The sequence below is a fragment of the Undibacterium sp. SXout20W genome (genome assembly GCF_049340285.1).
Lineage (GTDB): Bacteria > Pseudomonadota > Gammaproteobacteria > Burkholderiales > Burkholderiaceae_D > Undibacterium.
Map to the genome: position 1 here is coordinate 1 of NZ_JBMPPH010000026.1, position 23,998 is coordinate 23,998.

A 23,998-nucleotide genomic window follows, 5' to 3' on the forward strand; every position below is an offset into this window, starting at 1 on the left:
CGGAGCCGCCAGTGGTGGTGAACATTGACGTTGATTTTGACGGTACGGTGTTGTGGAATGGCGCCGCATTGGCGAGCCGTGCGGAATTGGAAAGCAAGCTCACCGAAGTAGCGAGCAATCCAAATCAGCCAGAAGTTCATCTGCGTCCAAATGCAGTGGTACCGTACAAATCGGTCGCTGCTGTGATGGCGGCTGCACAACGTCTGGGTGTGACTAAGATCGGCATGGTCGGGAACGAACAGTTCTTGAAGTGATCTGTAGATTTAATGTGATTTGAGCACATCAATGTTTAAGTCTTGATGTATGATTGAAAACTGGCAGGGTGATCCCTGCCTTTTTTCATATTTGCAGAAGTCAGTGCCCTCGACCCCTTTCGATGGTAAACGAGTGGCACGATTTTTAGTTTATTTAATTTATTGATTGAGAGATCAACATATGAAGCAACTTCGCTTGTCTCGTATCGCTGTATTGGTTGCAGCGATTGGCTTTGCTGCCGCGCCTGAGTTAACTAACATTGCTGCCAATACTGCCCATGCAGATGAAGCGATGCGCCCGGAAATTGGCCGTATTGTTCAGTCGGCTGGTGAGTTGTATAAAGCGAAGAAATACAAAGACGCTTTGGCTAAAATTCATGAAGCCGATGGCGTTGGTGGTAAAACGGTGAATGAGAATTTCACGATCGAACGTATGCGTTTGTCGATCGCTTCTGCGGCTGGTGATAATGATGCAGTAATCCGTTCCGCTGAGGCAATCGTCGCCGCAGCGAAGTTGCCAGCAAAAGATCAATTACAAATGATCCAAGTTTTGGCGAACGCTTACTACAAGGCTGGTAATTATTCTAAAGCAGCATCGACCTATAGCCGCTATTTTGCGGAAGGCGGCACTGACCAGTCTTTGCGCCCATACATGATTCAAGCAATGAATCAAGGTGGCGATAGTTCTAAAGCTTTGAAAGAAGTCATGGCTGATATGGCCGCTGACGAAAAAGCAGGTCGTGCGCCGAGCTTGTCCAATCTGGAGTTTTATGCCAATGCAGCATTGAAACAAAAAGATATGGCTGGCTATTCCAGTGCACTTGAAAAGATGATTACCTACTATAACAAGAAAGAATTCTGGGTTAATCTGCTCAATAACATTGAACGTAAGCCAGGTTATTCTGAGCGTCTTAAACTCGATCTGTATCGCCTGAAAATTGCACTAGGTCTGGTAACAAAAACATCCGACTTTATGGATTCCTCGTTGATGGCAATACAAGCTGGTTTCCCAGCTGAAGCAACGAAGATTATCGATGCAGGTTACAAGGCAGGTGCATTGGGTGCTGGCAATGATGCTGAACGCCACAAACGTTTGCGTGACATGGCGACTAAAGCGCAAGCCGAAGCTGATAAAGGCCTCGCTGCAGCACAAGCTGATGCGCAGCAAAGCAAAGACGGTACTGGCTTGCTCAATCTTGGCTATGCGAATGTAACCTCTGGTAAGTTTGACCAAGGTTTGTCAATGATGGAAGAGGGTATCAAAAAGGATAGCCTGAAACACGTTGATGATGCGAAATTGCATTTGGGTATTGCGCAGTTGCAAGCGGGTAAAAAAGCTGCTGCGATCAAAACTTTGAAAACCGTACAAGGTAACGACGGTACTGCAGATTTAGCTCGCTATTGGATCATTTACGCTAACCAATCAGGTAAATAATCACCATAGTAATTATTGGTAAGGCGGGGCAACCCGCCACAAGCTTTCGCTGCTAATTGTCGCGGAAGTTGTTTATAGCTTAGATGATTTAACAAAAAAGGGAGACAAATTGATTGTCTCCCTTTTTTGTTTGATGATAGCAATGTTATCCGTGACGTTTTTTCGCAGTTTTTAGATGTGCTACTAAAGTCTGTTTACCATGCGCTTGCGCTTGATGGGTGGTGGCGGGTGCCTTGGAATGAGAGGCAACGGTTGTCCGAGTTGATTTATTCATCACTGGGACTTGCAAGTGCAAAGTTTGACCCGTAGAAACGGAATCATGTTTAAGATTATTCCAGTTACGTACATCAGCAACACTGACTTGGTAACGTTTTGCAATGGAATTCAAATTGTCACGCTTGCCTACTTTGTAGTTGATTTGACGAGTGGCAACGCCTTTTTCTATCATTAACTGGGCTTTATCTGCGAGTTCTGGTGCGATATCAGTGTCTGCATTTTTATCAGATTTTGGTACCAGAATCGTTGAGCCTGCCTTCACAAACATTCTTGCTGGAATTAGATTAACGTCACGTAGCAGGTCAGGTTTAACTCCCAAACGCGACGCCAAAGTTTCGACTTTTTCAGTTTTTTGAACTGATAAAGTTGACCAACTAGAAAGTGGTCCCTGCCACTTGCTCAAATTTTCTTTGAATAAATTGGCATTATCTGTCGGTAATAGGATCTTGGTATTACTGCTACCCGTAATAACCGGGCGATTGAATTGTGGATTGAGCGCATTGAACTCATCAAGCGATAGTTCTGCCAATTGGGCTGCAACGCGGACGTCGATATCGCGTGTTTTATCAACACTCACAAAATAGGGCTGGTTTTCCAGTTTTGGTAGTGCAATATTAAATTGCTCGGGATGCGCGATAATATTTTTGACTGCTTGCAGCTTAGGCAGGTAGTTTCTGGTTTCAGCAGGCATTAATGCTGACATGCTGTCAAAATCAATCGGTAACCCAAGTGCCTGTTGCTTTTTTATAGCTCTTAATACCGAACCTTCACCCCAATTATAGGCAGCAAGCGTTAGTTGCCAGTCGCCAAACATGCCGTGTAAACGTTCCAGATAGTTCAGCGCGGCGTCAGTTGAATCGAGTACGCCGCGTCTATCATCCTTAAACATATTTTGCTTCAGATTGAAGTCTTTTCCCGTCGCCGCCATAAACTGCCACATACCAGTTGCTTTGGTGGTCGAAATTGCTTGGGGGTTGAACGCTGACTCAATGAAAGGCAGAAGCGCCAATTCAGTAGGCATGCCACGTTTTTCGAGCTCTTCGACCACATGGTACAGATAGCGTGAGCCACGCTGCACTGTGCGCAAAATATAGTCCGTACGTGTGCTATACCAGGTAACCTGGTTGCTGACTAATTTGTTGTCCAGATCCGGAATGGCGTAGCCCGCGCGTACTCGCTCCCATAAATCAATTTCTTTGTTGCTGTAGGTAAAATTGGGAGTGTCCACCGAGGGATTGATCGAAAGACTGGTGGATAAGGTTCCCATGCCTTTAGAATCGGTAAAAACAGGTGTCTTATTAAGTGCAACAATTGATGGCGTGTCAGCGTAAGATAATTGTGGGAGTGCCCATACAAGAAGTGCTGACAAAACAGTGAGGGGAAGCGGGCGTCGTAATCGTTTCATAGGCAAGATGAGGTGCTCATCGACCGTCGTCGATATAGATTTCAAGATCGTGAGAGTGTACGCAAGTGCTGATTGAGACGTCAAGGAAAATGTCAATTTCGTGACAGCACGAAAAACGGAAATAACCGTAATTTCGCGCAACTTACGGTCAAATGAGGCCAGCACTGCCCGAAGTTGGTCATGCTGGCTTCTTTTACTGATCAATTTCTTGATGTAAGTTAAATTGTAATGCTGCAAGCGTTGCGTATACCCCACCCAGTTCAACTAATGAAGTATGCGTGCCACTTTCGACTATCCGTCCCTGATCCATGACGATAATTCTATCGGCTCGTTGAACTGTGGCTAAACGATGCGCAATGATCAGCGTAGTTCGATTCTGCATAGCAACTTCTAAGGCGCCTTGAACCAGCCTTTCAGATTCTGCGTCCAAGGCACTGGTTGCTTCATCAAGTAACAATAAAGGTGGATTTTTCAATAATGCGCGGGCGATTGCAATACGCTGACGTTGGCCACCGGATAGACGTACGCCTCGCTCGCCGAGAAATGATTGATACCCCTCAGGAAGTTTTTCAATAAATTCGTGAGCGGCTGCCATTTTGGCGGCGGCAATGACTTCCGCGTCGGTGGCGTTTGCTCTGCCATATCGGATGTTTTCTATCGCATTGGCAGAAAATATGATTGTTTCTTGCGGTACAACACCCACTGCGTCACGTAAGTCGTGCAAGGTCAGATCACGAATATTGATGCCATTGAGTTCAATGACCCCTTTTTGTGGATCGTAGAAACGCAGCAACAGCTGAAAAAGCGTGGTTTTCCCTGCGCCAGATGAACCAACGATCGCAACAGTTTCCCCCGCCGCGATCTGTAAGCTGAGGTCCGATACGGCACTGCTATTGGGACGTGAAGGATAATTGAAACTGATATCACTTAATGTCAATGTTGCACCGGTGCGTTGATTCGACGTGGGCGCCGGTAGCGATTTGGGATGCAAGGGGTTTTGAATCGGCGATTCCACCGCCATCAGATCGAGCAAGCGCTCGGTGGCACCCGCTGCCCTTTGCGCATCGCCCATGACTTCAGACAAAGCCCCTAACGCCCCGGCAACTAATGAAGCATATAAAATAAATTGTCCTAGTTCGCCGCCACTCATGGTGCCTTGTATGACAGCATGGGCACCCAGCCACAAAACGAAGACGATGGAGCCAAACACTAATAGGATGGCGATCATCGTCAACAACGATCTTGCGCGAATCCTGCGCATGGCAGTTTGAAAGGCATTCTCCACAGACCCAGAAAAACGTTCTGCCTCAATATTCTCATGGGTGAATGCTTGTACGGTAGGCATGGCATTCAAAATTTCTCCGGCGATAGCAGACGCATCGGCAATTTTGTCTTGTGAATCGCGGGAGAGCTTGCGAACCTTGCGCCCAAATATAATAATCGGCAGCACAACTAAGGCCAGCATGACGATGATGATCGAGCTCAATTTGATGCTCGTGACGAATAGCATCACCAGACCACCAATAAACAGCAAAATGTTACGCAGCGCCATTGAAATACTTGTACCAACCACTGTTTGGATCAACGTCGTGTCAGTTGTTAAGCGTGACAGCACTTCACCTGTTTGTGTGGTTTCAAAGAATTGTGGACTTTGGGTGACGACGTGTGCGTATACCTTGCTGCGAATATCCGCAGTGACGCGCTCACCTAACCATGACACCATGTAAAAACGGGCAGCCGTAGAAATGCCAAGGATGGTGGCCACGCCGAACAATGCCAGAAAGACCAGATCCACATGTTGAATACTATGCGCGCCAGAGCTGCCAAACCCAAGATCGATCATTTGTCTGAACGCCGCAGGTATGGCCAGTGTGGCGCATGCGGCAATCACTAATGCAATGCCTGCGAGAAAGAACTGTTTGCGATACGGGATTAAAAATGGGAGCAAGCCTTTTAATGTTGTCAGGCTGCTACGTTGACTGGCTAATTTTGGGTCAGTTGAAGTGCTCATGTATTTCAAAGTGAGTCATGCGGGGTGGGGAGGTGACTAAGGAGTTACTGTCTCTTAATTGATGCTAAACCGGGCAAATTCAAGCTTACTGCGCATGTTCTGCATCTCGCAAATGTAACGTATTGCATGCGTGAGTATCAGTCTCTGGTGTTGATTCCGATTCGATTCGGATTCGATGATACACCTTGCAAGATGAAATGCTTTTGTCATTGTAAGTTGATAAGCAGAATAATTTTCTTGTGCATTTGCACATCAATTCCAAAAAGTACGAAAGCGCAACGTTGTGCAGTGATTTTGCCATTTAAGTTGCGAAATCTGCATTTAGACCATGCAGACAAATTAATGCTAAGTGTAAAATCTTTGTATCCCCGAACTGAAAGCTGAACGATGAAACGATTCCTGAAGCGAAGTGCAATCGCACTGTTGGTACTGTTGGTTTGTGTTTTTCTTGCGCTCGGTTGGTATTTGCGTACGAAAAAAGTACAACGTGATGGTAACGCTTCGTTGGCAGGCCTTACTGCCCAAGTTCAGGTCAGTTACGATGAACGCGGCGTGCCGCATATTCAGGCGCAAAATGAGGCGGATTTATATCGTGCGCTTGGCTATGTTCATGCCCAGGACCGTTTGTTTCAGATGGAAATGGTGCGGCGCTTGGCCAGTGGCGAACTGTCTCAGATTCTTGGGCCTAAGTTAGTTGATATGGATCGCTTGTTCCGGACCTTAGGCTTGCGAGCTTTTGCTAAAGATTATGTAGTAAAAATGGATAAGAACTCCGCCTCAAGTCAAGCTTTGAATGCTTATCTTGATGGCATCAATCAATACCAATCCAACCATCCGGCACCGCTGGAATTTGATTTACTCCATATTCCAAAACGCCCCTTCACAGTGGAAGACACGATTGCAGTATCTGGGTACATGGCTTATAGCTTTGCAGCCGCATTTCGTACCGAACCGGCCCTGACAGCGATTCGCGATAAGCTTGGCGCCGATTATCTGAAAATATTTGACCTCGATTGGCATCCGGCAGGTGTTCTGCAGACGTCGCCAGCATTGGCAGCAAATGATCGGATGACGTTGGACAAGATTGCGCAACTGAGTCAGGAGGGGATAGAACAATTGGCGGTGCCGCAGTTGGAGGGAAGCAATGCCTGGGTTGTTTCTGGCGCACATACAGCGAGCGGTAAGCCATTACTGGCGGGAGATCCACATATTGCGTATTCGGCACCCGCAGTTTGGTATGAAGCACAATTATCGTCACCCGGCTTTGAGTTGTATGGTCATTTTCAGGTTCTCAATCCGATGGCATTGTTGGGACACAATCAGCAATTCGGATGGAGCCTGACGATGTTTCAAAATGATGATATCGATCTCGTTGCCGAAAAAGTGAATCCACAAAATCCCAACCAGGTATGGGTGCATAACCAGTGGGTCGAGATGTCCAGCAGAGAAGAGATAATTCAGGTAAAAGGTGCGGCACCTATAAAATTGGTGCTGCGTAAGTCTCCTCATGGACCAATCATTACCGATGCTTTTAAAGATAATTATGGTGAAACGCCAATTGCTATGTGGTGGACATTTTTAGAGGCAGATAATCCTGTTCTTGATGCTTTTTACGAGTTGAACAGGGCCGATACGCTGGCAAAGGCACGCACCGCAGCGAGTAAAATCTCGGCGCCAGGACTCAATGTCGTGTGGGCGAATGCCAAAGGTGATATCGCTTGGTGGGCGGCCGCTAAATTGGTCAAGCGTCCAGCGACGATAAATCCTAGTTTTATTCTGGATGGTACTTCGGCAGATGCAGATAAATCAGCGTTTTATGATTTTGCCGATAATCCGCACGAGGAAAACCCAGCCCGCGGTTACATCGTTTCCGCAAATTTCCAACCTGTTTCACCGAATGGCGTGCCCGTTCCTGGATATTACAATTTGTATGACCGAGGACAAAGACTGGATTATCTGTTGGGTCAGCCGGGCATGAAATGGGACACCAAAAACAGTCAGGCATTACAACTCGACGTGCAAACGGGTTATGTGCCAAGGGTGTTGCAATCATTATTGCCCGTATTGCGGCAGGTATTGGTTGCTCCCGAAGATAAGCGATTATTCGATATCTTAAGTAAATGGGATGGGAACTACCAGACAAATAGCATTGCGCCAACCTTGTTTAGTCAAGTCATTTACCAACTTGCGCATAACGTCATGGCAGATAAAGTTGGGACGGTTCAATTTCAGAATTTGTTGCGAACACGCGTACTGGACTTTGCCATTCCCCGACTGCTGGCCGACCAACAGTCGCCTTGGTGGGGCGTATCATCTGATCCCAAGTTCGATGCGCGACAAGCCGTAGTATTGGGCGCCTGGAATGATAGCCTCACTCACTTGAGGCAAACTCTTGGGACTGATAGCGCACAATGGATGTGGGGACAAGCACATACCTTGACTCACCGCCATCCTTTAGGGCAACAAGCTCCGTTGGATAAACTATTCAATATTGGGCCATTTGCCGTTCCGGGCGGTCGCGAAGTTCCCAATAACCTATCGGGACCGATAGGGCCAGCACCATGGAATGTAGCATATGGGCCTTCTACGAGACGCCTGATTGATTTTGCGGATACGAGTAAGGCATTGGGCATCAACCCTGTTGGTCAGAGTGGCGTATTGTTTGATGCGCACTACAACGATCAGGCAAAACTGTTCGCCAATGGTATTTATGTTAATGAGCATACCGATAATGCCGATGTGCAAGCACACGCGCATGCGCATTTGGTGTTGCAGCCTTCATAAGTAACCTTGTCTTAATATTAATTTAAGTGCGGGTTTAGGCAATTATTTGTCTTTGAATATATCCAAGCTCATGCAAGCCTTATATAATCGCGCTACTTGATCGGGAGAGAGTAGTTTGAAATTAATCGGTTTTTGTTGGAGAACCACTTTAAAGTAAAACTGCCGCCGAAGGGGCTAATACCCAAAAACTCTCAGGCAAAAGGACCGATCAACGGGGTGGTTAAATACTCCCCACACTCTGGAGAGTGGTAGCGGCACATGAGCCGGACTACCCACCGAAGGTGCGCACGAGATGGCAACTTAGCTCTACGCTGAAGTTGCTCTCGTAATCTCTCAGGTACCAGGACAGAGGGGTATGCGATTTTCGCATGCGATGGACATCGTCCGTCAGCGTGTGTTTGTTCGTCCCTTCTATCTTGGTAATGAGGTTTACATGACGCAAGCGACACCACTCAAGGCAACTCCTCTCAATGCAGCCCATCGTGCGGCTGGCGCAAAAATGGTCGATTTTGGCGGTTGGGATATGCCAGTCAACTACGGTTCCCAAATCGAAGAACACCACGCGGTACGTACTGATTGCGGCATGTTTGACGTCTCCCATATGTGCGTGGTTGATCTGCGTGGCGACAATGTCCGCAGCTTCTTGCGCGGTCTGGTTGCTAATAATGTCGATAAATTACAAGTCCCGGGTAAAGCGCTGTATTCGTGCATGCTCAAACCTGAAGGTACTGTGATTGACGACCTGATTATTTATTTCTTCAGTGAAAACTGGTTCCGCTTGGTTGTCAACGCGGGTACCGCTGAAAAAGACGTGGCATGGATGAATGCCCGTAACGTCGAAACCAACAGTGGCCTGACCATTACCCAACGCCGCGATGGCGCCAATGCGTTTGCATTGGTTGCTGTGCAAGGTCCAAATGCACGTGCCAAAGCGTGGGAAGTGTTACCAGAAACCAAAGCTGCGAGTGCTGAGATTAAACCTTTTAATGCCGTGATCGTAGAGAACACCTCTTTTGGTGAAGTCATGGTGGCACGTACTGGTTACACCGGTGAAGACGGTTTTGAAATCGCTGTTCCAGCAGAACGTGTCACTGACTTATGGAATGCCTTAGTTGCTGTTGGCGTGAAGCCTGCTGGCCTTGGCGCCCGTGATACCTTGCGTTTAGAAGCAGGGATGAACCTCTACGGTCAGGATATGGACGAGACTGTCAATCCACTCGATGCGGGTCTGGCATGGACCATCGATCTGGTTAGCGAACGTGACTTCGTCGGTAAAAAAGCCCTGCAAGAACAAGGAAAAAAAGCGCAGTTCCTGGGCTTAATTTTGCGAGAAAAAGGCGGCATTTTGCGCGCTCATCAAAAAATCATCACGGCACACGGTGAAGGTGAAATCACAAGTGGCACCTTTAGCCCAAGCATGCAGCAGGCAATCGCCTTAGCGCGTCTGCCACTGGGTGTAGCGATTGGCGATACAGTTCAAGTCGTTATTCGCGACAAGCAATTAGCTGCAACAGTCGTAAAATTGCCATTTGTACGAAATGGCAAAGTGTTAGTTGCTTAAACACGAAAACAGTTAAGAATTTAAGAATTTAAGAATTTAAAAATTTAATAAAGCATATTCACATCATTTAATTATTTGGAGCCCACTATGAATGTCCCAGCAGAATTGAAATACACATCGTCCCATGAATGGGTACGCGTTGAAGCCGACGGTACAATTGCCGTTGGTATTACTGAGTTCGCGCAAGACGCGTTGGGCGATATCGTTTTCGTTGACTTGCCAAAAGTCGGTTCTACATTGACCGCTGGTAAAGACTGCGCTGTGGTGGAATCTGTTAAAGCAGCTGGCGACATCTATGCACCAGTGTCTGGTGAAGTTGTTGCAGTGAACGATGCTGTGACCGACGCGCCTGAATCCATCAATACCGATGCATTCTCTGCTTGGTTGTTTAAATTGAAGCCAGCTAACATTGCGGATGTTGATGCTTTGATGAATGCCGAAGCTTACGCAAAAAATATTGGTTAATCAGTTCAGACTGTGGCACTGACGGTAGATCCGTCAGTGCGTTGTTTGCGCGTCGCTTTTCCCATCTCCTCTGTCTGCCCATATCATGACCCGTCCTTCATTACACCAATTGGAAGCACAAGATGCTTTCATCGCTCGCCATATTGCGCCATCCGATGCTGAACAAGCAAAAATGCTGGAAGTGCTTGGCTATTCCAATCGCACCGCGTTGATCGATGCGATTGTGCCGGCGAATATTCGTCGCCACGATGTATTGCCACTGGCAAGTTTTACTGCACCAAAATCAGAGCAAGCTGCTTTAGCGCAGTTGAAAGAATTGGCAGGTAAAAACCGCGTCCTGAAATCTTTCATCGGTCAAGGTTATTACAACACTTACACGCCAGGCGTCGTTCTGCGAAATGTGTTTGAAAACCCGGCGTGGTACACAGCCTACACACCGTACCAACCAGAAATTTCTCAAGGCCGTCTCGAAGCGATTCTGAATTTCCAAACCATGATCACAGATCTAACTGGTATGGATATCGCGAATGCGTCGATGTTGGATGAAGGTACTGCGGCAGCAGAAGCAATGACCTTGTTGCAGCGCGTTGGCAAATCCAGCTCTAACGTGTTTTATGTTGCGGCAGACGTCTTACCGCAAACACTTGAAGTGATCGCTACCCGTGCAAAACCTTTGGGTATCGAAGTTCGCACTTGCCACGGTACAGATGCTTTGAATAACGAATGTTTTGGCGTCTTATTGCAATACCCAGGCGTTGATGGCGAAATTCGCGATTATCGTGAATACGCAGCAGCGATTCACGCTAAAGGCGGCATGGTGATTGCTGCGGCAGATTTGCTGGCGTTGACCTTGATCACGCCACCTGGCGAATGGGGTGCTGACGTGGTTGTTGGTAACAGCCAGCGTTTTGGTGTGCCGCTTGGTTTTGGTGGCCCACACGCAGGTTATATGTCCACACGCGATGCGTTCAAACGCAGTATGCCAGGCCGTTTGGTTGGCGTGACGATTGATGCGCAAGGCAAACAAGCTTATCGTCTGGCTTTGCAAACACGTGAGCAACATATCCGCCGCGAAAAAGCGACCTCGAATATTTGTACAGCACAAGTGTTGTTAGCAGTGATTGCTTCCATGTACGCTGTGTATCACGGTCCAAAAGGCTTGCGTCAGATCGCTCAACGTGTACAGCGCTACACTGGCATGTTGGCCGCTGGCTTGCAAGAGATCGGCCTGACACTGACGAATAACACGTACTTTGATACCCTGACCGTCAATGTTGCTGATGCGGCAGCTGTCCATGCTGCGGCGGTAGCAAAGGGCTACAACTTACGTCAAATCAGCGCTACACAGGTTGGTGTGTCCTTCGACGAAACTGTGAGTCGTGATGATGTAGCTAATATCTGGACTATCTTTGCCTTGGGTAAAGCTGTACCAGACTTCAATACAGTCGAAGCAAAAGTCAGCAATGGCGCAGATGCAATTCCAGCATCCTTGATCCGCAGCAGCGAATTCCTGACACATCCAACGTTCAATCGTTATCACGCCGAACATGAAATGTTGCGTTATTTGCGTAGCCTGTCCGATAAAGATCTGGCGTTGGATCGCAGCATGATACCGCTCGGCTCTTGCACCATGAAACTCAACGCGACCAGCGAAATGATCCCAGTGACCTGGCCAGAGTTCTCCAATATCCATCCGTTTGCACCAAACGATCAAACTATTGGATATCGCGAGATGATCGATCAGTTGGAAGCAATGTTGTGCGCGGCGACTGGTTATGCAGCTGTTTCTCTGCAACCAAATGCAGGTTCACAAGGTGAATACGCAGGTTTGTTAGTCATTCAGGCGTACCACGCGTCTCGTGGTGAAGCGCATCGTAATATCTGTTTGATTCCATCTTCTGCGCACGGCACTAACCCTGCTTCTGCCGCGATGGTTGGTTTAGAAGTAGTCGTTGTTGCATGTGATGAGCGCGGTAACGTTGATCTGGTGGATCTGCAAGCGAAAGCTGAAAAACACAGTACCAATCTGGCAGCAGTGATGGTGACCTATCCTTCAACACATGGCGTGTTTGAAGAAGGTATCCAGCAATTGTGCGACATCGTGCATAGCCACGGTGGTCAGGTCTACGTTGACGGTGCGAACATGAACGCGCTGGTCGGCGTTGCAGCGCCGGGTCATTTTGGTGGTGACGTCAGCCATTTGAACTTGCACAAAACGTTCTGTATTCCTCATGGTGGTGGCGGTCCAGGCGTCGGTCCGGTTGCTGTTGGGGCGCACTTGGCAAAATTCTTGCCAAACCAAAAATCGACTGGCTATTTGCGTGGTGAAGCAGGTATCTCCGCTGTGAGTGCGGCACCATTTGGTTCTGCCAGCATTTTGCCTATCTCATGGATGTATATCGCCATGATGGGGGCTGAAGGCTTGAAAGCAGCGACTGAGACGGCGATTCTGGCAGCTAACTATATCGCTAAACGCCTTGCGCCACATTATCCAGTACTGTATTCAGGCCATGATGGTCTGGTTGCGCATGAGTGCATTCTGGATCTGCGCCCATTGACAGATGCAACAGGCATCAGCAATGAAGACGTGGCAAAACGTCTGATCGACTTTGGTTTCCATGCGCCAACCATGAGCTTCCCGGTTCCTGGTACGCTGATGATAGAACCAACAGAAAGTGAATCCTTAGCTGAGTTGGATCGTTTCATTGATGCGATGATTGCCATCCGTGAAGAGATCGCGAAAGTCGCAAGTGGTGAATTTGATGCGAAAAACAATCCGCTCAAACATGCACCGCATACAATCGAAACCTTGATCTCTGGCGAATGGGATCGTCCATATAGCCGGGAAACAGGGGCTTATCCAGTGGCGACTTTGCGTCATCAGAAGTACTGGGCACCAGTTGGACGGGCAGATAATGTCTACGGTGATCGCAATTTATTCTGCTCCTGCGTACCGCTATCAGATTATCAGTAAGGTCAATGATCTGTATTGATACCGTACTGTTTTTAGTGGTATTAAATCGATAAAAAGCGCGTAACGTCCTACAGGCGTTACGCGTTTTTTTTGGTGAGACAAAATCGCTTTAAAATGAATGCAATTTCATTCTAGCTTCATCAAGCACTGAATTAATCACTGAATCAATCAATGATTTAATCAATGAATTAATCAAGCCGGAAATATGGAAAACCGAATTGAATTATGAGGCGATTTGATTTCGTCCGGCGTCTTTCGCTTTGTATAGAGCAATATCTGCAGCGTTGATTAATTGCGCGCTATCCTGACCAGGGGCGAGGCTGGCGACGCCGAATGAGCCGGTAATATGTGGCATCGCTTTGCGATTGTCAGGGAAAACTCTGGTCTTGGCGAGCTTAGTGCATAAACGTTGTGCAACGCCAAGGGCTGCTTTCAGAGATGTTCCCGGTAAAATGACGATCATTTCTTCGCCGCCAAAACGTGCAGCAAAATCAGTTGGTCGCAAGCCCGCATTCAGGACTTTGGCAGCGGTCTGCAAAGCGTCGTCGCCTAACAGATGCCCATGTTCATCATTGAAACGCTTGAAATGATCAAGATCGACCATAATGACGCTGAGTGGGTTGCCCATCGCCTGTCCATTTTCTACCATGCCCGGCAACTGCGCATTGAGCCAAGCCCGATTGTGTAAGCCGGTAAGTCCATCTACCATCGATAATTGACGGTAAAACTCTCCAACTTTTTGCCGGCTACGAATTTGCGCATTTGCAGCCCGAATTCGAAACGACAGAAGTTGTAAGAGGTTGCGCGCTACTCCATTTAGCTCATCAATAAGACGCCACAAGATATCAGCTTCAATCACCAGCAGTTCACTATCTGTCAGAGCAGAAATAGTTGCTGAGTGAATTTCTTCATCCAAAACAGAAATTTCGCCGACGCATTCGCCAGGTAGGTACTGCGTAATTGAATTTTCAATGTGGTTATTATCTTCATTGAGTTTGGTAACACCGAGTGATCCGCAAAGCACAATATAAAGCCGGGAGCCTGAACTATTCGCGTCAAGCACGACTTGCCCTTTAGTTGCTTTGACGATAGGGCAGTCTTTAATAATATCGTGACTCAATAGCAGATTTGCCTGATCAAGATCGCGAAATAAATGGATGTCTTCAATTCGATATGCTGCATTTTTGAAATACATCAGTTGTTCCAAAATTGTTTTATCCAGGTACATGAGTCAACGTATGTTCAAATGAAAATATGGTTCAAAGCGTCAAATCGCATTTCAGTTTCTTTGAAAATAGCGATGTACTCGGCTTCACTAAGTCCTAGCGTATCCCAAGCGTGTTGAGACATCAAGGGGACGAGCTCATTTTCTTCTTGTGCTAAATCTAAAGCGTGGACGATTGCGTTTGCAATGTGTACTACTGGTGCTAACGAGTGTATGCCGCGGATGTCAGGTTGATGATGTCCTTTGATAGCATCTTGCACCGCGTCCGCGAAATGCCATTGTTGGGCTAAGGCGAGGCCAGCTTCAATGTGATCCGTGCTTAGAATATGCCGTTCAGCTTCGATCAATTCACAATCGTTCAGACTTTTATAGTGAAGTACTTCTCCATATTCACGTGGGAAATAAATGACCAGAACCAAGCGACCAATGTCATGAAGGAGCCCAGCTGTAAATGCAAAGTCATGCTTCATGTGGAGCGCGCGCGAAATGAGTTCAGCGCAATTTGCAGTGGCGATACTGTGACGCCAAAACGCACGAAAATTAAATTCCGGACAGTTGGAAGCAGGAAAACGATTGACCATGATCGTCATGCGTATCAGGTTTTTGATATTCTGCACACCGAGCAAAGCTGCCGCCTGCTGAATGGTGACGACGCGGGAATTAATGCCGAAATGCGAGGAGTTTGCTAGTTTAAGCACTTTTGCGGTCAGTGCATGATCCATCGCAATTTTTTCGCTAATCGATTCGAGACTGCTATCATCATTGTCTAGTTCGAAAAGCAGCTCTTGAGCAACTTCTGGTAAGGTCGGCAAATCCTTAATGTGCCTGATAATCGTATCAAGTCGGGAGCGTTGTTCGTCATCCTTACTCATGATAGCTGCCCTTCGCGATAATGAACGAGGTATGTTTTCAGTGAACTCGCCGGTTCTTTATCTTCTTGTGAGCGAAATAAATGATGTATTCGATGCAGTTTGGATTCTTGTTCTTTCTTAACGTCAAGTTCGTCGGATATTTCCATCTCTATGCTGAGTTGATGTACTTGATGATGTGCAATCGAGTGCAACATGGACGCCGTTAAAACTGTTCCCATTGGAAGTAAAATGTGTCCGACTTTATCCAAAAGGTCATCTGCCAGCACCATTCCTTCGGATATCTTCGCCAGCGGCAGGTAATGACTATGTTTGCTCATACCACATGCTCCATTTGAATGTCGGTTGATAGCGGTTGATGGTGGTTGCTGTCACTTTATCTGACTCACCCTGCGATTGCCTAAGGAGTTTAAGCGTTTCCCGAGTCAATTAAATTTAGCCAAATTTTTATATAATATCAAATAATATTATTAAAATAGCAAAAAAATCACAAAAAAAATCGCAAAAAATATCGATGTTTTTCTTTTTTTACTCAAACCTCATTCAGGATGAAGGCATCACCGCGAGGCATAACATACTAGTCGCCAATCGGGGTGCATTGTGATAAACCTGATTGACCCATGTCGTCCACAGTTACAATGACATGTTTATTTGTCAGTATAGCGCTCCTGGAACGCGTAAAAAGTTCTTTCGTGCAAAAGCAGAAGAAAATAGTATTTTTTTGTGAAAACGAAGTTTAATTTGTTCTACCTCATTTATTTTTTCATTCTAAGTAAAAACGATGTCTTCAGCAAAAAAATTCTTACTCCATCGCCCGCGTCTGGTTTCGGCTTTTACCTTGGCTATTATCGCGTTTTTCTTTTTACCCGAAACATGGTTGTGGACGACCCGAGCGTTGTTTGCCTGGAATCTTGCCGTGTGGTCGTATTTGGTGTTGATGGGGTGGTTGATGATGCGTGCGAATAATCATCGGGTTCGTGCTATGGCTATTCGGGAGGATAAAAATGCTGTGACTGTCTTAGTTTTGATTTCATTATGCGCAGTGATTAGTGTGGGAGCGATTGTCGTTGAATTGGCCGGTTCCAAAGATCTGAGCGCTGACGTCAGGGCGTTCAAATATCTATTTACCGGGATGACAGTTCTCGGTTCATGGCTTTTAGTCGCAGTTGTATTTTGTTTTCATTATGCATTATTGTTTTACCGTTCATCTGACGATCTGCGTGCTTTACGTTTTCCGGATGATGAACAGATGCCAGATTTTTGGGATTTTTTGTATTTCTCCTTCACCATTGCGGTCGCAGCTCAGACCTCGGATGTTGCAGTTATGTCGAGGAGTGCGCGTAAAACCGTGCTTGCACAGTCAGTACTGAGTTTTTTCTTTAATGTTGCAGTCTTGGGATTTTCGATCAATATTGCTGCAAGTTTGGTCGGTAATTGAGTGCACTCCCTGCGTTGCTTGTCTCAAGAGATGACGTAATTTAGGCGGCGGAAAAGAAAATGCCACTTGAAGTGGCATTTTTTGTCAATTCTGATGACGATTTATTTTGGTATGAAATTCGTTCTGTAAATTGGATATTGTTGATACTCTTGGTCCCAGGAAGAGTGGCGACGGGCAAAAAACTCAAGGCGCGCTTCCGGACTTTTTGCGAACGCTTTATCCTTGTTTAACTTTTTTTCAAACGCCATTTTTAATGCAGGATCTGCGGCCAATTGTTCGCGTGCGACATCTTCGGCAACATAGGCTTCCATATATTCTTTTCTCTCAAAATTATTATTGAAGTATCCCCAACTTACCAAAGAATCAGGCGATGCTGGCTCCAACATGGCGGCGAGCAATGCCGCTTTAGGTTGAGCGATAGGAATAAATAGTGCGCCTTTACCAAACGAATGTTGGCTATTCGCCCATTCGCCTTGTAGTTTCAGCATTTGATGACTTTCGTTGGATATTGCTGCGATCTCGGCACTACTTGTTTTGAATCGTTCTACCTCAATGTCGCTTAAGCCATTGGTTAATGATTCAAATTGAATGCCGTGTACGCGTAATTTTTCAATGACTAGTTTTGCGTAAGCAGCTGGGACAAGATAACCGCCTTGAGGAAGTTTAATCAGAACGTCTGGAGCCACTTCGGCATGTAGTTTGACTTTCCAGATTTGAGGAGTATTTTCGTCGTAGCGCGTCATTAGTGCGCCTGAAATGTCGGATGGTCTTCTTGTGTACGCGTAACCGTGGAAATCAATTGTTTGAAAATTATCTGTGTTTTTATAGGTGAGCGGAATGATCTGCCCAGCGGAACTCACTGTACGCATGTCGGCTTCAAGGGCTTGTTTTCGCCATTCAGTACCGTTTTTTGCGACCTGGTCTAATACTGAAATAATTGTGTTTCTGGTGATGCGAACGCGAGTTGCATAGTCTTTCCAGGAATGTGTTTCGACTAAGATACCAAAACGGTTTCTGAGTTGAAAATAGCCATGAGAAAAGCGTGGTGTCGGTACTTTGTCAATGAAACCAGACATTGGGTCATCTTCTTTGTCAAAGGCCATATAAAATGGCAAGGGGAGTGAGCCTTGTGCTGCCAGATCAGCAATGACGTTGCGTTGAAAAATTAGACCAGTTTGTTTCAATACCGAATCGCCAGCCAATGATGGTTCAATCTGTATTGAAATATCATGTTCAAATTTCGCCCCATCTGTGACGTGTAAATCGACGACCACCAGTGGGTCCCATTGATTGATTAACCTTAGCATCGCCTGCATTTCTGGCGTATCGGCTTTGAGGTAATCGCGATTGAGATTGAAATTTTGTGCCGATGTTCGCCAGCCCATTTCTTCAGGGCCTCGTTGGTTAGGTCGATTCCATTTGGCGAATCGTTCATGTCCGTCAACGTTGAAAACGGGGACAAAAATAAACACTTGTTTGTCCAAGGCGTTTTTAGCAGCGGTATTATCCAACGCTTCTTTCAAAGTCTGAAAACCAGCATCTTTACCGTCTATTTCCCCGGCGTGTATCCCACCTTGTATCAAGGTCACCGGTATTTGCTTATCTTTTGCAGAATAGGGCACGAAGGCATTGGTGCGCGTGGCTATCAAAGCCATCATCGGACGACCCTCGGCGGTTCTGCCAAATTCTTGACAACGGACGGTCTTGGGATAGTTTTTTTGAAAATTACGGCACAAAGTTTCTACTTCTTCGTAACGACCGGTTTGCCGATAGGAGGTTTGTTGTGCAGTAGTACTGAGATTTTCTAATGCGAAAATCGAATTGCTGGTGAGGGCAAGTGCAAGATAGATAGTCAGACGTTTTATCATTTTTGCGAGTGTAAGATGTGGTTTGGATCATGCTTTGAAAATCAACCAAACATCTTACACTAAGCGTTGCCGTAAAAATATTTCCTATTGTGTAATTTGATTCTTTACACGCTGTTGCCACCAGCTCACTTTGCCGATCAGTTCCTCTTCGTCTAAGCGAGTCAAACCGCGATTGAACATTAAACATTGACCATGCACCCAAACATGTGAGACTTGGTCCCGACTCGCGGCATAGACAATTTGTGAAATCGGGTCGTATAAGGGCTGGGTTTCTATGGCACTGAGATCGATCGCAATCACATCAGCCAGTTTTCCAGGCATTAAACTGCCAATTTCCTGATCCATTCCCAGTGCTTTTGCGCCTGATAATGTTGCCATTTTTAATGCGGCGTGCGCATTCAGAGCCGTCGGATTATTGGATTGTGCTTTAGCGAGCAGAGCCGCCATGCGCAGATCGCCAAGTAAATCTAATTTGTTGTTACTTGCGGCACCATCGGTGCCGATGCCAACATTGATGCCAGCCATCTGCATTGCATAAACAGGTGCGAAGCCAGACGCTAATTTGAGATTGCTGGCTGGATTGTGGGCAACATGAACACCGGTTTGTGCGAGCATGACGATTTCTTCATCGTTGGCATGTACCATGTGCGCCGCAATCAGTTGATGGCTCAATAGCCCGAGATTATGTAGTCGCTTTAATGGTCTTATACCGTATTGTTTCAGGCTATCGTTGATTTCCTGAGACGTTTCATGGATGTGGCAATGGATGCCCATATTGTGTTGCTCAGACAGCGCGATAATTTTACGGAAAGTTTCATCGGCAACAGTATAGGGGGCATGAGGTGCCAATCTAAAGGTCACTCCTTGCTGGTTGTCAAATTCAGACTTCGCCGCAATAGCTTTGGCTAAATACTCGTCGGCATTTTGGGCGTAACCGGTCGGAAATTCGAGCACACTACAACCGACAATGGTTCGCATTCCGCTATGTATGCCTGCACGTGCTACGGCATCATTATGAAAATACATATCGTTCACGGTCGTCGTGCCGCCCCGGAGCATTTCGCCCATCGCATAAACAGTGCCATCGAATACAAAATCATCGTTGACATGTTTCTTTTCTGCAGGCCAGATATGATCGTTGAGCCAATCCATAAGTGCCAGATCATCCGCCAGACCGCGCAAAAGGCTCATTGCCGAGTGTGCATGCAAATTAACAAACCCGGGTAAGAGGGCGTGTTTATCCAGAATGATATGATTTGCATCCGGATACCTTTGCCTGGCGTCGGATTCTGGCAAAATAGCGATGATTTTCTCATCTTGCATAACCAGAGTGTGCTTAAGCAATACAGACGCCTCAGGTTCTATCGGTATGAGATAAGCAGGATGAAGGCAAGTTATTTGTGTCATAGCAGTCCTCGGGTTGGTTTTTGCATTATAGCTTTCTTAAGAATGTGCGTTAAATTTAGCGAGATTTTTTCTCTAAAACGGAGATTTTATGGATCTAACATTTTCTACACCTTCGGTTCCAGTGATTCCGGTTGCTGGCTCACAGGATTTTTTTCCTGTCCATAGGATCTATTGCGTGGGTCGAAATTATGCTGAGCACTCAAAAGAAATGGGTGGAACTGGCCGTGAGGCGCCTTTCTTCTTTATGAAACCTGCAGATGCGGTTTTGCCAGTTGCGCCAGGCACCCTCGGACAAATGCCATATCCCTCGAAGACGAATAATCTGCACCATGAGGTTGAATTGGTTGTTGCTATCGGAAAAGCAGGCTCCGATATCTCGGTTGAAGAAGCGGGGCAGTATATTTGGGGATATGCGGTCGGCCTTGATATGACTCGACGTGATTTACAGGCTGAGTCTAAACAGCAAGGCCGTCCGTGGTGTACTGCTAAAGGGTTTGATTATTCAGCACCCATAAGTGCCATCTATGCGGCGACCGGACTACAAAATATTGAATCAGCAGAGATTAAGCTCACGGTGAATGGCTCCTCTCGTCAACAGAGTGAAATCAATAAAATGACCTGGAATGTGCATGAAATCATAGCGCAACTTTCGCAATTTTATGCATTGCAGCCTGGCGACTTAATCTTCACTGGTACGCCAGAAGGCGTTGGAGCAGTTCAACGCGGCGATATTCTCGACGCCGCTATTGAAGGCTTAGGTAATCTGCGAGTTGAAATTATCTGAATCTGAGACTGACGAGACGTTTAATTCACTGCGTCAGGGGCTTATTTTTTCAAGGCAATTATTGCTTTGTGATGCAATAGGTTGACGATGGTCGAACTGGTTAAGTGATAAAAAAGTAATAAAAAAGTGAAAAAACGCGAACTTACGTCAAATTGTAAGCGTAGGGAGTACGTACGCTCCCACGTAAGTTTTGACCAATGAGAGGGTTAGAAATGAAACTATATAGTTATTTCAGAAGTTCAGCATCGTACCGTGTCCGTATCGCTTTAAATTTAAAGGGGTTGGACTATGAGCAAATCGCTATTCATTTAGTGAAAAATGGCGGCGAGCAATTATCAGATGCCTATAAAGCCTTGAATCCTGAGGCGCTAGTACCGGCTCTAGTTGATCAGTATGAGGGTGAAAGCCTGCTCTTGACGCAATCGATGGCAATTATTGAATACCTCGATGCGATATATCCATCAACGCCATTATTGCCTGCTAACGAAGCTTTACGTGCTGAAGTTCGTGCATTTGCGCTGTCCATTACCTGCGAAATTCATCCGCTGAACAATTTAAGAGTATTGAAGTATTTGACACATACTTTGGGTGTGACAGAAGAGCAGAAAAACGCATGGTACCGTCATTGGTGTGAAACTGGATTGGCAACCTTAGAGCAAAAAGTGCTGATGCACGAGCACGCAGGTCAATATTGTTTTGGGGATACGCCGGGGTTTGCAGATTGTTTTTTGGTTCCACAAATTGCAAATGCACAGAGGTTTAATTGTGACTTATCGACGATTCCTACGTTGATGCAAATCAATCAACGTTGTTTGCAACATCCTGCTTTTATTCGTGCGTTACCCGCAAACCAGGCTGATGCTGAATAGACATACATATTAATCAGCGTCTATTTGCAGCATCAACATGCAGGTATTTCACTTGATTCCGAATTGATCGAGTTAGTTTGCCAAGTCGGGTGATTTACCAGATTCCACTAAGGCATCGTTTAAAACTGAGATCAACAGTGAGCGCGTCAACTTTGACTTGGTTGTATAACCATCAATGGCAAGTTGATGACTGACGAGCTCCTCGGGCGCATATCCAGGTTGGCCTGTACGTAAAACAATGCGTAAATCTGTTTTACCTAAGTCATCACGAATTACTTGAACAAGTTTCAGGCCTGCGTCCACGGTTTCCATGACCACGTCAAGTAAAATAAGAGCCAAGTCAGCATGCGCAATAATGATGGCTTTGGCTTCTTTTGCAGAGTAGGCGTGAAGGAATTCTAACGGTCTTCCATGAATTTTGACACCACTTAAGGCAAGCAGGGTGGTTTCATGCACGTTTGCATCATCGTCAGTGATTAAAATTTTCCAGGGATGAATTTGTGCCTTTGGTGATAATTGCTGTGCATCATCTTCTTCCAGAAAATCGATCATGTCGTCGGAATTAGATGATATGACACTTTCATCGTGCATCAAGTATTTGAAAAATCCCTGACTCACTTCCTTTACGTGCATTCCTAACATAGGTTTTCCACTTACAGCAATAAAGTTGTTTGTTTCTAAGCCGGGCACTCTGCTGTGTTCACGTTTCATCAGTGTTCTCCCAAATACCTTCGGTTGCATACGAGCAGATCTTTATCTTATGTCAAGATTGTATATTAATCAATAAAAAGTCTGTCGTTTATTTGAAAAATGATATCAATAACAATTTTAAACCGATTTCAAATGCGCGGTCATACTCTAATATTTGATTTCTTATATTTTTACAATTTTCCACAAAGAAATTTCTAAAAAAATTCTCAACGAAAGTTTTCTTTGAAAATGATTGCTAAACAGTACGATGACTATGTTTCTCTTTGCTTCGATAAATAAAAACGAAAATTGTTCAAACGTTGATTTTTTATGCAAATGCATCGCAAAGTTGCTTATGTAAAAGCGTTGATAAACAACGTTCAGTCAACATGCGGTGAAATTTAATAATTTTCTTAAAAGTAATTAAATTAATCGTATCACATTCAGCGTCTGCAATTAATTTTTAAAATGGGGATCAAGCAAACATGACACTGTATCGACTTTGATTGATAATGCCGCATTCAAAATAAAACGCGAATGTATGAACGATTCAATACCATTGTTGGGATTTACAACAAGTCTGTTGGAGCTTTTGTCTTTTTTGTTGTCGGTCATTACGGTTGCTTTGACCATTCGCCAGATCCACTGGGGGTGGTTGTTTTCGATTTTGTCTTCGGCGCTTTACGCAGCGGTGTTCTTTAATGCCAAACTCTATGGAGACATGGGCTTGCAGGTGGTATTCATACTTGTCTCGTTGTGGGGGTGGTGGGTTTGGTTGCGCGGTGAGGGGGGCCAAGACGCGTTGCCGGTGACGAGGCTGTCGTCGTCACAAAAAGTGCTTGCTGTTTGTTCTTGGTTAGTCATGTGCGCACTTTTAGTTTGGTTTCTTAAAACTTATACCGATACTGATGTGCCTTATGCAGATGGTTTTTTAACGGCGGCCAGTTTGTTGGGGCAATTTCTGCTTTCACGTAAGAAGATTGAAAATTGGATGGTCTGGATTATGGTTGATGTCCTATACGTGGGATTATATGTAGTTAAAAATTTGCAATTAACTGCTTTGCTCTATGCGGTTTTTGTTGTGTTAGCCGTGATGGGATTGCGTTCGTGGGGTAAAACATGCCAACAATAGACACGGATTTAAATCGAAAGGATGTCCAAAAAATTGCTATTTTAGGTGCTGAGTCTTCCGGCAAGTCCGCTTTAGCGGAGGCCCTGGCGCTGCGATATAAGACCCTTTGGGTTCCGGAATATTTACGAGAATTTGTCGAAACACATGCGCGTGTACCGCGAGCCGAAGAACAATTTCTGATTGCAACGACGCAGTATCAGCGTGAGTTGCAACTGATGCCAAAGGCAAATGCCTGGTTATTTTGTGACACGGCACCGTTAATGACTGAGATATACAGTGATTATTATTTTGACGAAGCTGATGCAGGTTTGCTGGCGTTAGCCGCTGAGCATAAAACTCAGTACGGCTTTACATTAGTCACCGCGCCGGATTTTCCATGGGTTGCTGATGGTTTGCAGCGTGAGTCACCAGCGGTGCGCCAACGAATTCACGATCAATTGCTGGAAGTTTTAGAAGAGCGAGATATTCCACATTTATTGCTAGAGGGCAGTTTGACACAACGACTGGCGCAGGTTGAGTTTGCCTTCTCGTTTTTGATGCAGTGAGTTTTT

19 protein-coding genes and 2 riboswitches are annotated in these 23,998 nt (G+C 45.8%); of the genes, 11 read left to right on the plus strand and 8 right to left on the minus strand.

Annotation, left to right across the window (positions count from 1 at the left end; translation table 11 throughout):
• Together ACO0K1_RS13440 and ACO0K1_RS13445 are read left to right on the plus strand one after the other, a co-directional pair.
• On the plus strand, positions 1-254 hold a 254-nt coding region (locus ACO0K1_RS13440; protein ID WP_423025578.1), incomplete at its 5' end, for an ExbD/TolR family protein.
• 181 nt (positions 255-435) lie between these two features.
• Positions 436-1,689 carry a hypothetical protein gene (locus ACO0K1_RS13445; RefSeq protein ID WP_423026531.1) on the plus strand — a complete coding sequence of 418 codons (1,254 nt, stop codon included), beginning with the start codon at positions 436-438 and terminating at the stop codon, positions 1,687-1,689.
• 145 nt (positions 1,690-1,834) lie between these two features.
• Here the strand turns inward: ACO0K1_RS13445 and ACO0K1_RS13450 are convergent, their stop codons facing one another.
• Positions 1,835-3,370, minus strand: a complete 1,536-nt coding sequence (locus ACO0K1_RS13450; RefSeq protein WP_423026597.1) for a transglycosylase SLT domain-containing protein — start codon at positions 3,368-3,370, stop codon at positions 1,835-1,837.
• Positions 3,371-3,563: 193 nt separating this feature from the next.
• Positions 3,564-5,381 carry an ABC transporter transmembrane domain-containing protein gene (locus tag ACO0K1_RS13455; RefSeq protein WP_423026533.1) on the minus strand — a complete coding sequence of 606 codons (1,818 nt, stop codon included), beginning with the start codon at positions 5,379-5,381 and terminating at the stop codon, positions 3,564-3,566.
• A gap of 387 nt (positions 5,382-5,768) precedes the next feature.
• Here ACO0K1_RS13455 and ACO0K1_RS13460 point away from each other — a divergent pair, with 387 nt between their 5' ends.
• The 4 genes from ACO0K1_RS13460 (at position 5,769) to gcvP (ending at position 13,165) form a co-directional block, all read left to right on the plus strand.
• Positions 5,769-8,165, plus strand: coding sequence for a penicillin acylase family protein (locus ACO0K1_RS13460; protein ID WP_423026535.1), 2,397 nt, complete (start codon positions 5,769-5,771; stop codon positions 8,163-8,165).
• Positions 8,166-8,256: 91 nt separating this feature from the next.
• Positions 8,257-8,382, plus strand: a riboswitch (glycine riboswitch).
• 11 nt (positions 8,383-8,393) lie between these two features.
• A riboswitch (glycine riboswitch) is annotated at positions 8,394-8,524 on the plus strand.
• Between the two features lie 74 nt (positions 8,525-8,598).
• On the plus strand, positions 8,599-9,726 hold the full coding sequence (gcvT, locus tag ACO0K1_RS13465) for a glycine cleavage system aminomethyltransferase GcvT (protein ID WP_423026599.1): 1,128 nt from the start codon (positions 8,599-8,601) through the stop codon (positions 9,724-9,726).
• Positions 9,727-9,813: 87 nt separating this feature from the next.
• A complete protein-coding gene (gene gcvH / locus ACO0K1_RS13470; RefSeq protein WP_423026537.1) occupies positions 9,814-10,191 on the plus strand; it encodes a glycine cleavage system protein GcvH in 378 nt (125 codons plus the stop codon).
• An 85-nt stretch (positions 10,192-10,276) separates the two neighbouring features.
• Positions 10,277-13,165: an aminomethyl-transferring glycine dehydrogenase gene (gene gcvP, locus ACO0K1_RS13475; protein WP_423026539.1), complete on the plus strand. Its 2,889-nt coding sequence runs from the start codon at positions 10,277-10,279 to the stop codon at positions 13,163-13,165.
• A gap of 223 nt (positions 13,166-13,388) precedes the next feature.
• Here the strand turns inward: gcvP and ACO0K1_RS13480 are convergent, their stop codons facing one another.
• The 3 genes from ACO0K1_RS13480 to ACO0K1_RS13490 are packed head-to-tail and all read right to left on the minus strand — an operon-like array spanning position 13,389 to position 15,579.
• Positions 13,389-14,360 carry a diguanylate cyclase gene (locus tag ACO0K1_RS13480; RefSeq protein ID WP_423026541.1) on the minus strand — a complete coding sequence of 324 codons (972 nt, stop codon included), beginning with the start codon at positions 14,358-14,360 and terminating at the stop codon, positions 13,389-13,391.
• Between the two features lie 47 nt (positions 14,361-14,407).
• On the minus strand, positions 14,408-15,262 hold the full coding sequence (locus ACO0K1_RS13485) for an HDOD domain-containing protein (RefSeq protein WP_423026543.1): 855 nt from the start codon (positions 15,260-15,262) through the stop codon (positions 14,408-14,410).
• Positions 15,259-15,579, minus strand: a complete 321-nt coding sequence (locus ACO0K1_RS13490) for a hypothetical protein (protein WP_423026545.1) — start codon at positions 15,577-15,579, stop codon at positions 15,259-15,261. The genes ACO0K1_RS13485 and ACO0K1_RS13490 overlap by 4 nt, the downstream gene beginning before the upstream one ends.
• A gap of 461 nt (positions 15,580-16,040) precedes the next feature.
• Between ACO0K1_RS13490 and ACO0K1_RS13495 the strand changes: the two genes are divergently transcribed.
• Positions 16,041-16,697 (plus strand): DUF1345 domain-containing protein, encoded by a 657-nt coding sequence (locus ACO0K1_RS13495; protein ID WP_423026547.1) that lies wholly within the window; start codon positions 16,041-16,043, stop codon positions 16,695-16,697.
• A gap of 101 nt (positions 16,698-16,798) precedes the next feature.
• Here the strand turns inward: ACO0K1_RS13495 and ACO0K1_RS13500 are convergent, their stop codons facing one another.
• The gene (locus ACO0K1_RS13500) at positions 16,799-18,565 is read right to left on the minus strand and encodes a M14 family metallopeptidase (protein ID WP_423026549.1); all 1,767 of its coding nucleotides are present in this window, start codon (positions 18,563-18,565) and stop codon (positions 16,799-16,801) included.
• Positions 18,566-18,649: 84 nt separating this feature from the next.
• Positions 18,650-19,972, minus strand: coding sequence for a TRZ/ATZ family hydrolase (locus ACO0K1_RS13505; protein ID WP_423026551.1), 1,323 nt, complete (start codon positions 19,970-19,972; stop codon positions 18,650-18,652).
• A gap of 88 nt (positions 19,973-20,060) precedes the next feature.
• On the opposite strand from ACO0K1_RS13505, the gene ACO0K1_RS13510 reads away from it, so the two are divergent.
• Both ACO0K1_RS13510 and maiA read left to right on the plus strand, forming a co-directional pair.
• On the plus strand, positions 20,061-20,756 hold the full coding sequence (locus ACO0K1_RS13510) for a fumarylacetoacetate hydrolase family protein (protein WP_423026553.1): 696 nt from the start codon (positions 20,061-20,063) through the stop codon (positions 20,754-20,756).
• A 212-nt stretch (positions 20,757-20,968) separates the two neighbouring features.
• Positions 20,969-21,625: a maleylacetoacetate isomerase gene (gene maiA, locus ACO0K1_RS13515; RefSeq protein ID WP_423026555.1), complete on the plus strand. Its 657-nt coding sequence runs from the start codon at positions 20,969-20,971 to the stop codon at positions 21,623-21,625.
• Positions 21,626-21,697: 72 nt separating this feature from the next.
• On the opposite strand, the gene ACO0K1_RS13520 is transcribed toward maiA, so the two are convergent.
• On the minus strand, positions 21,698-22,336 hold the full coding sequence (locus ACO0K1_RS13520) for a hypothetical protein (protein ID WP_423026557.1): 639 nt from the start codon (positions 22,334-22,336) through the stop codon (positions 21,698-21,700).
• A 520-nt stretch (positions 22,337-22,856) separates the two neighbouring features.
• Here ACO0K1_RS13520 and pnuC point away from each other — a divergent pair.
• Together pnuC and ACO0K1_RS13530 are read left to right on the plus strand one after the other, a co-directional pair.
• Entirely contained in the window at positions 22,857-23,447 is a 591-nt protein-coding gene (gene pnuC / locus ACO0K1_RS13525; protein WP_423026559.1) for a nicotinamide riboside transporter PnuC, read from the plus strand.
• On the plus strand, positions 23,435-23,992 hold the full coding sequence (locus ACO0K1_RS13530; protein WP_423026561.1) for an AAA family ATPase: 558 nt from the start codon (positions 23,435-23,437) through the stop codon (positions 23,990-23,992). The genes pnuC and ACO0K1_RS13530 overlap by 13 nt, the downstream gene beginning before the upstream one ends.
• Positions 23,993-23,998 lie beyond the last annotated feature (6 nt).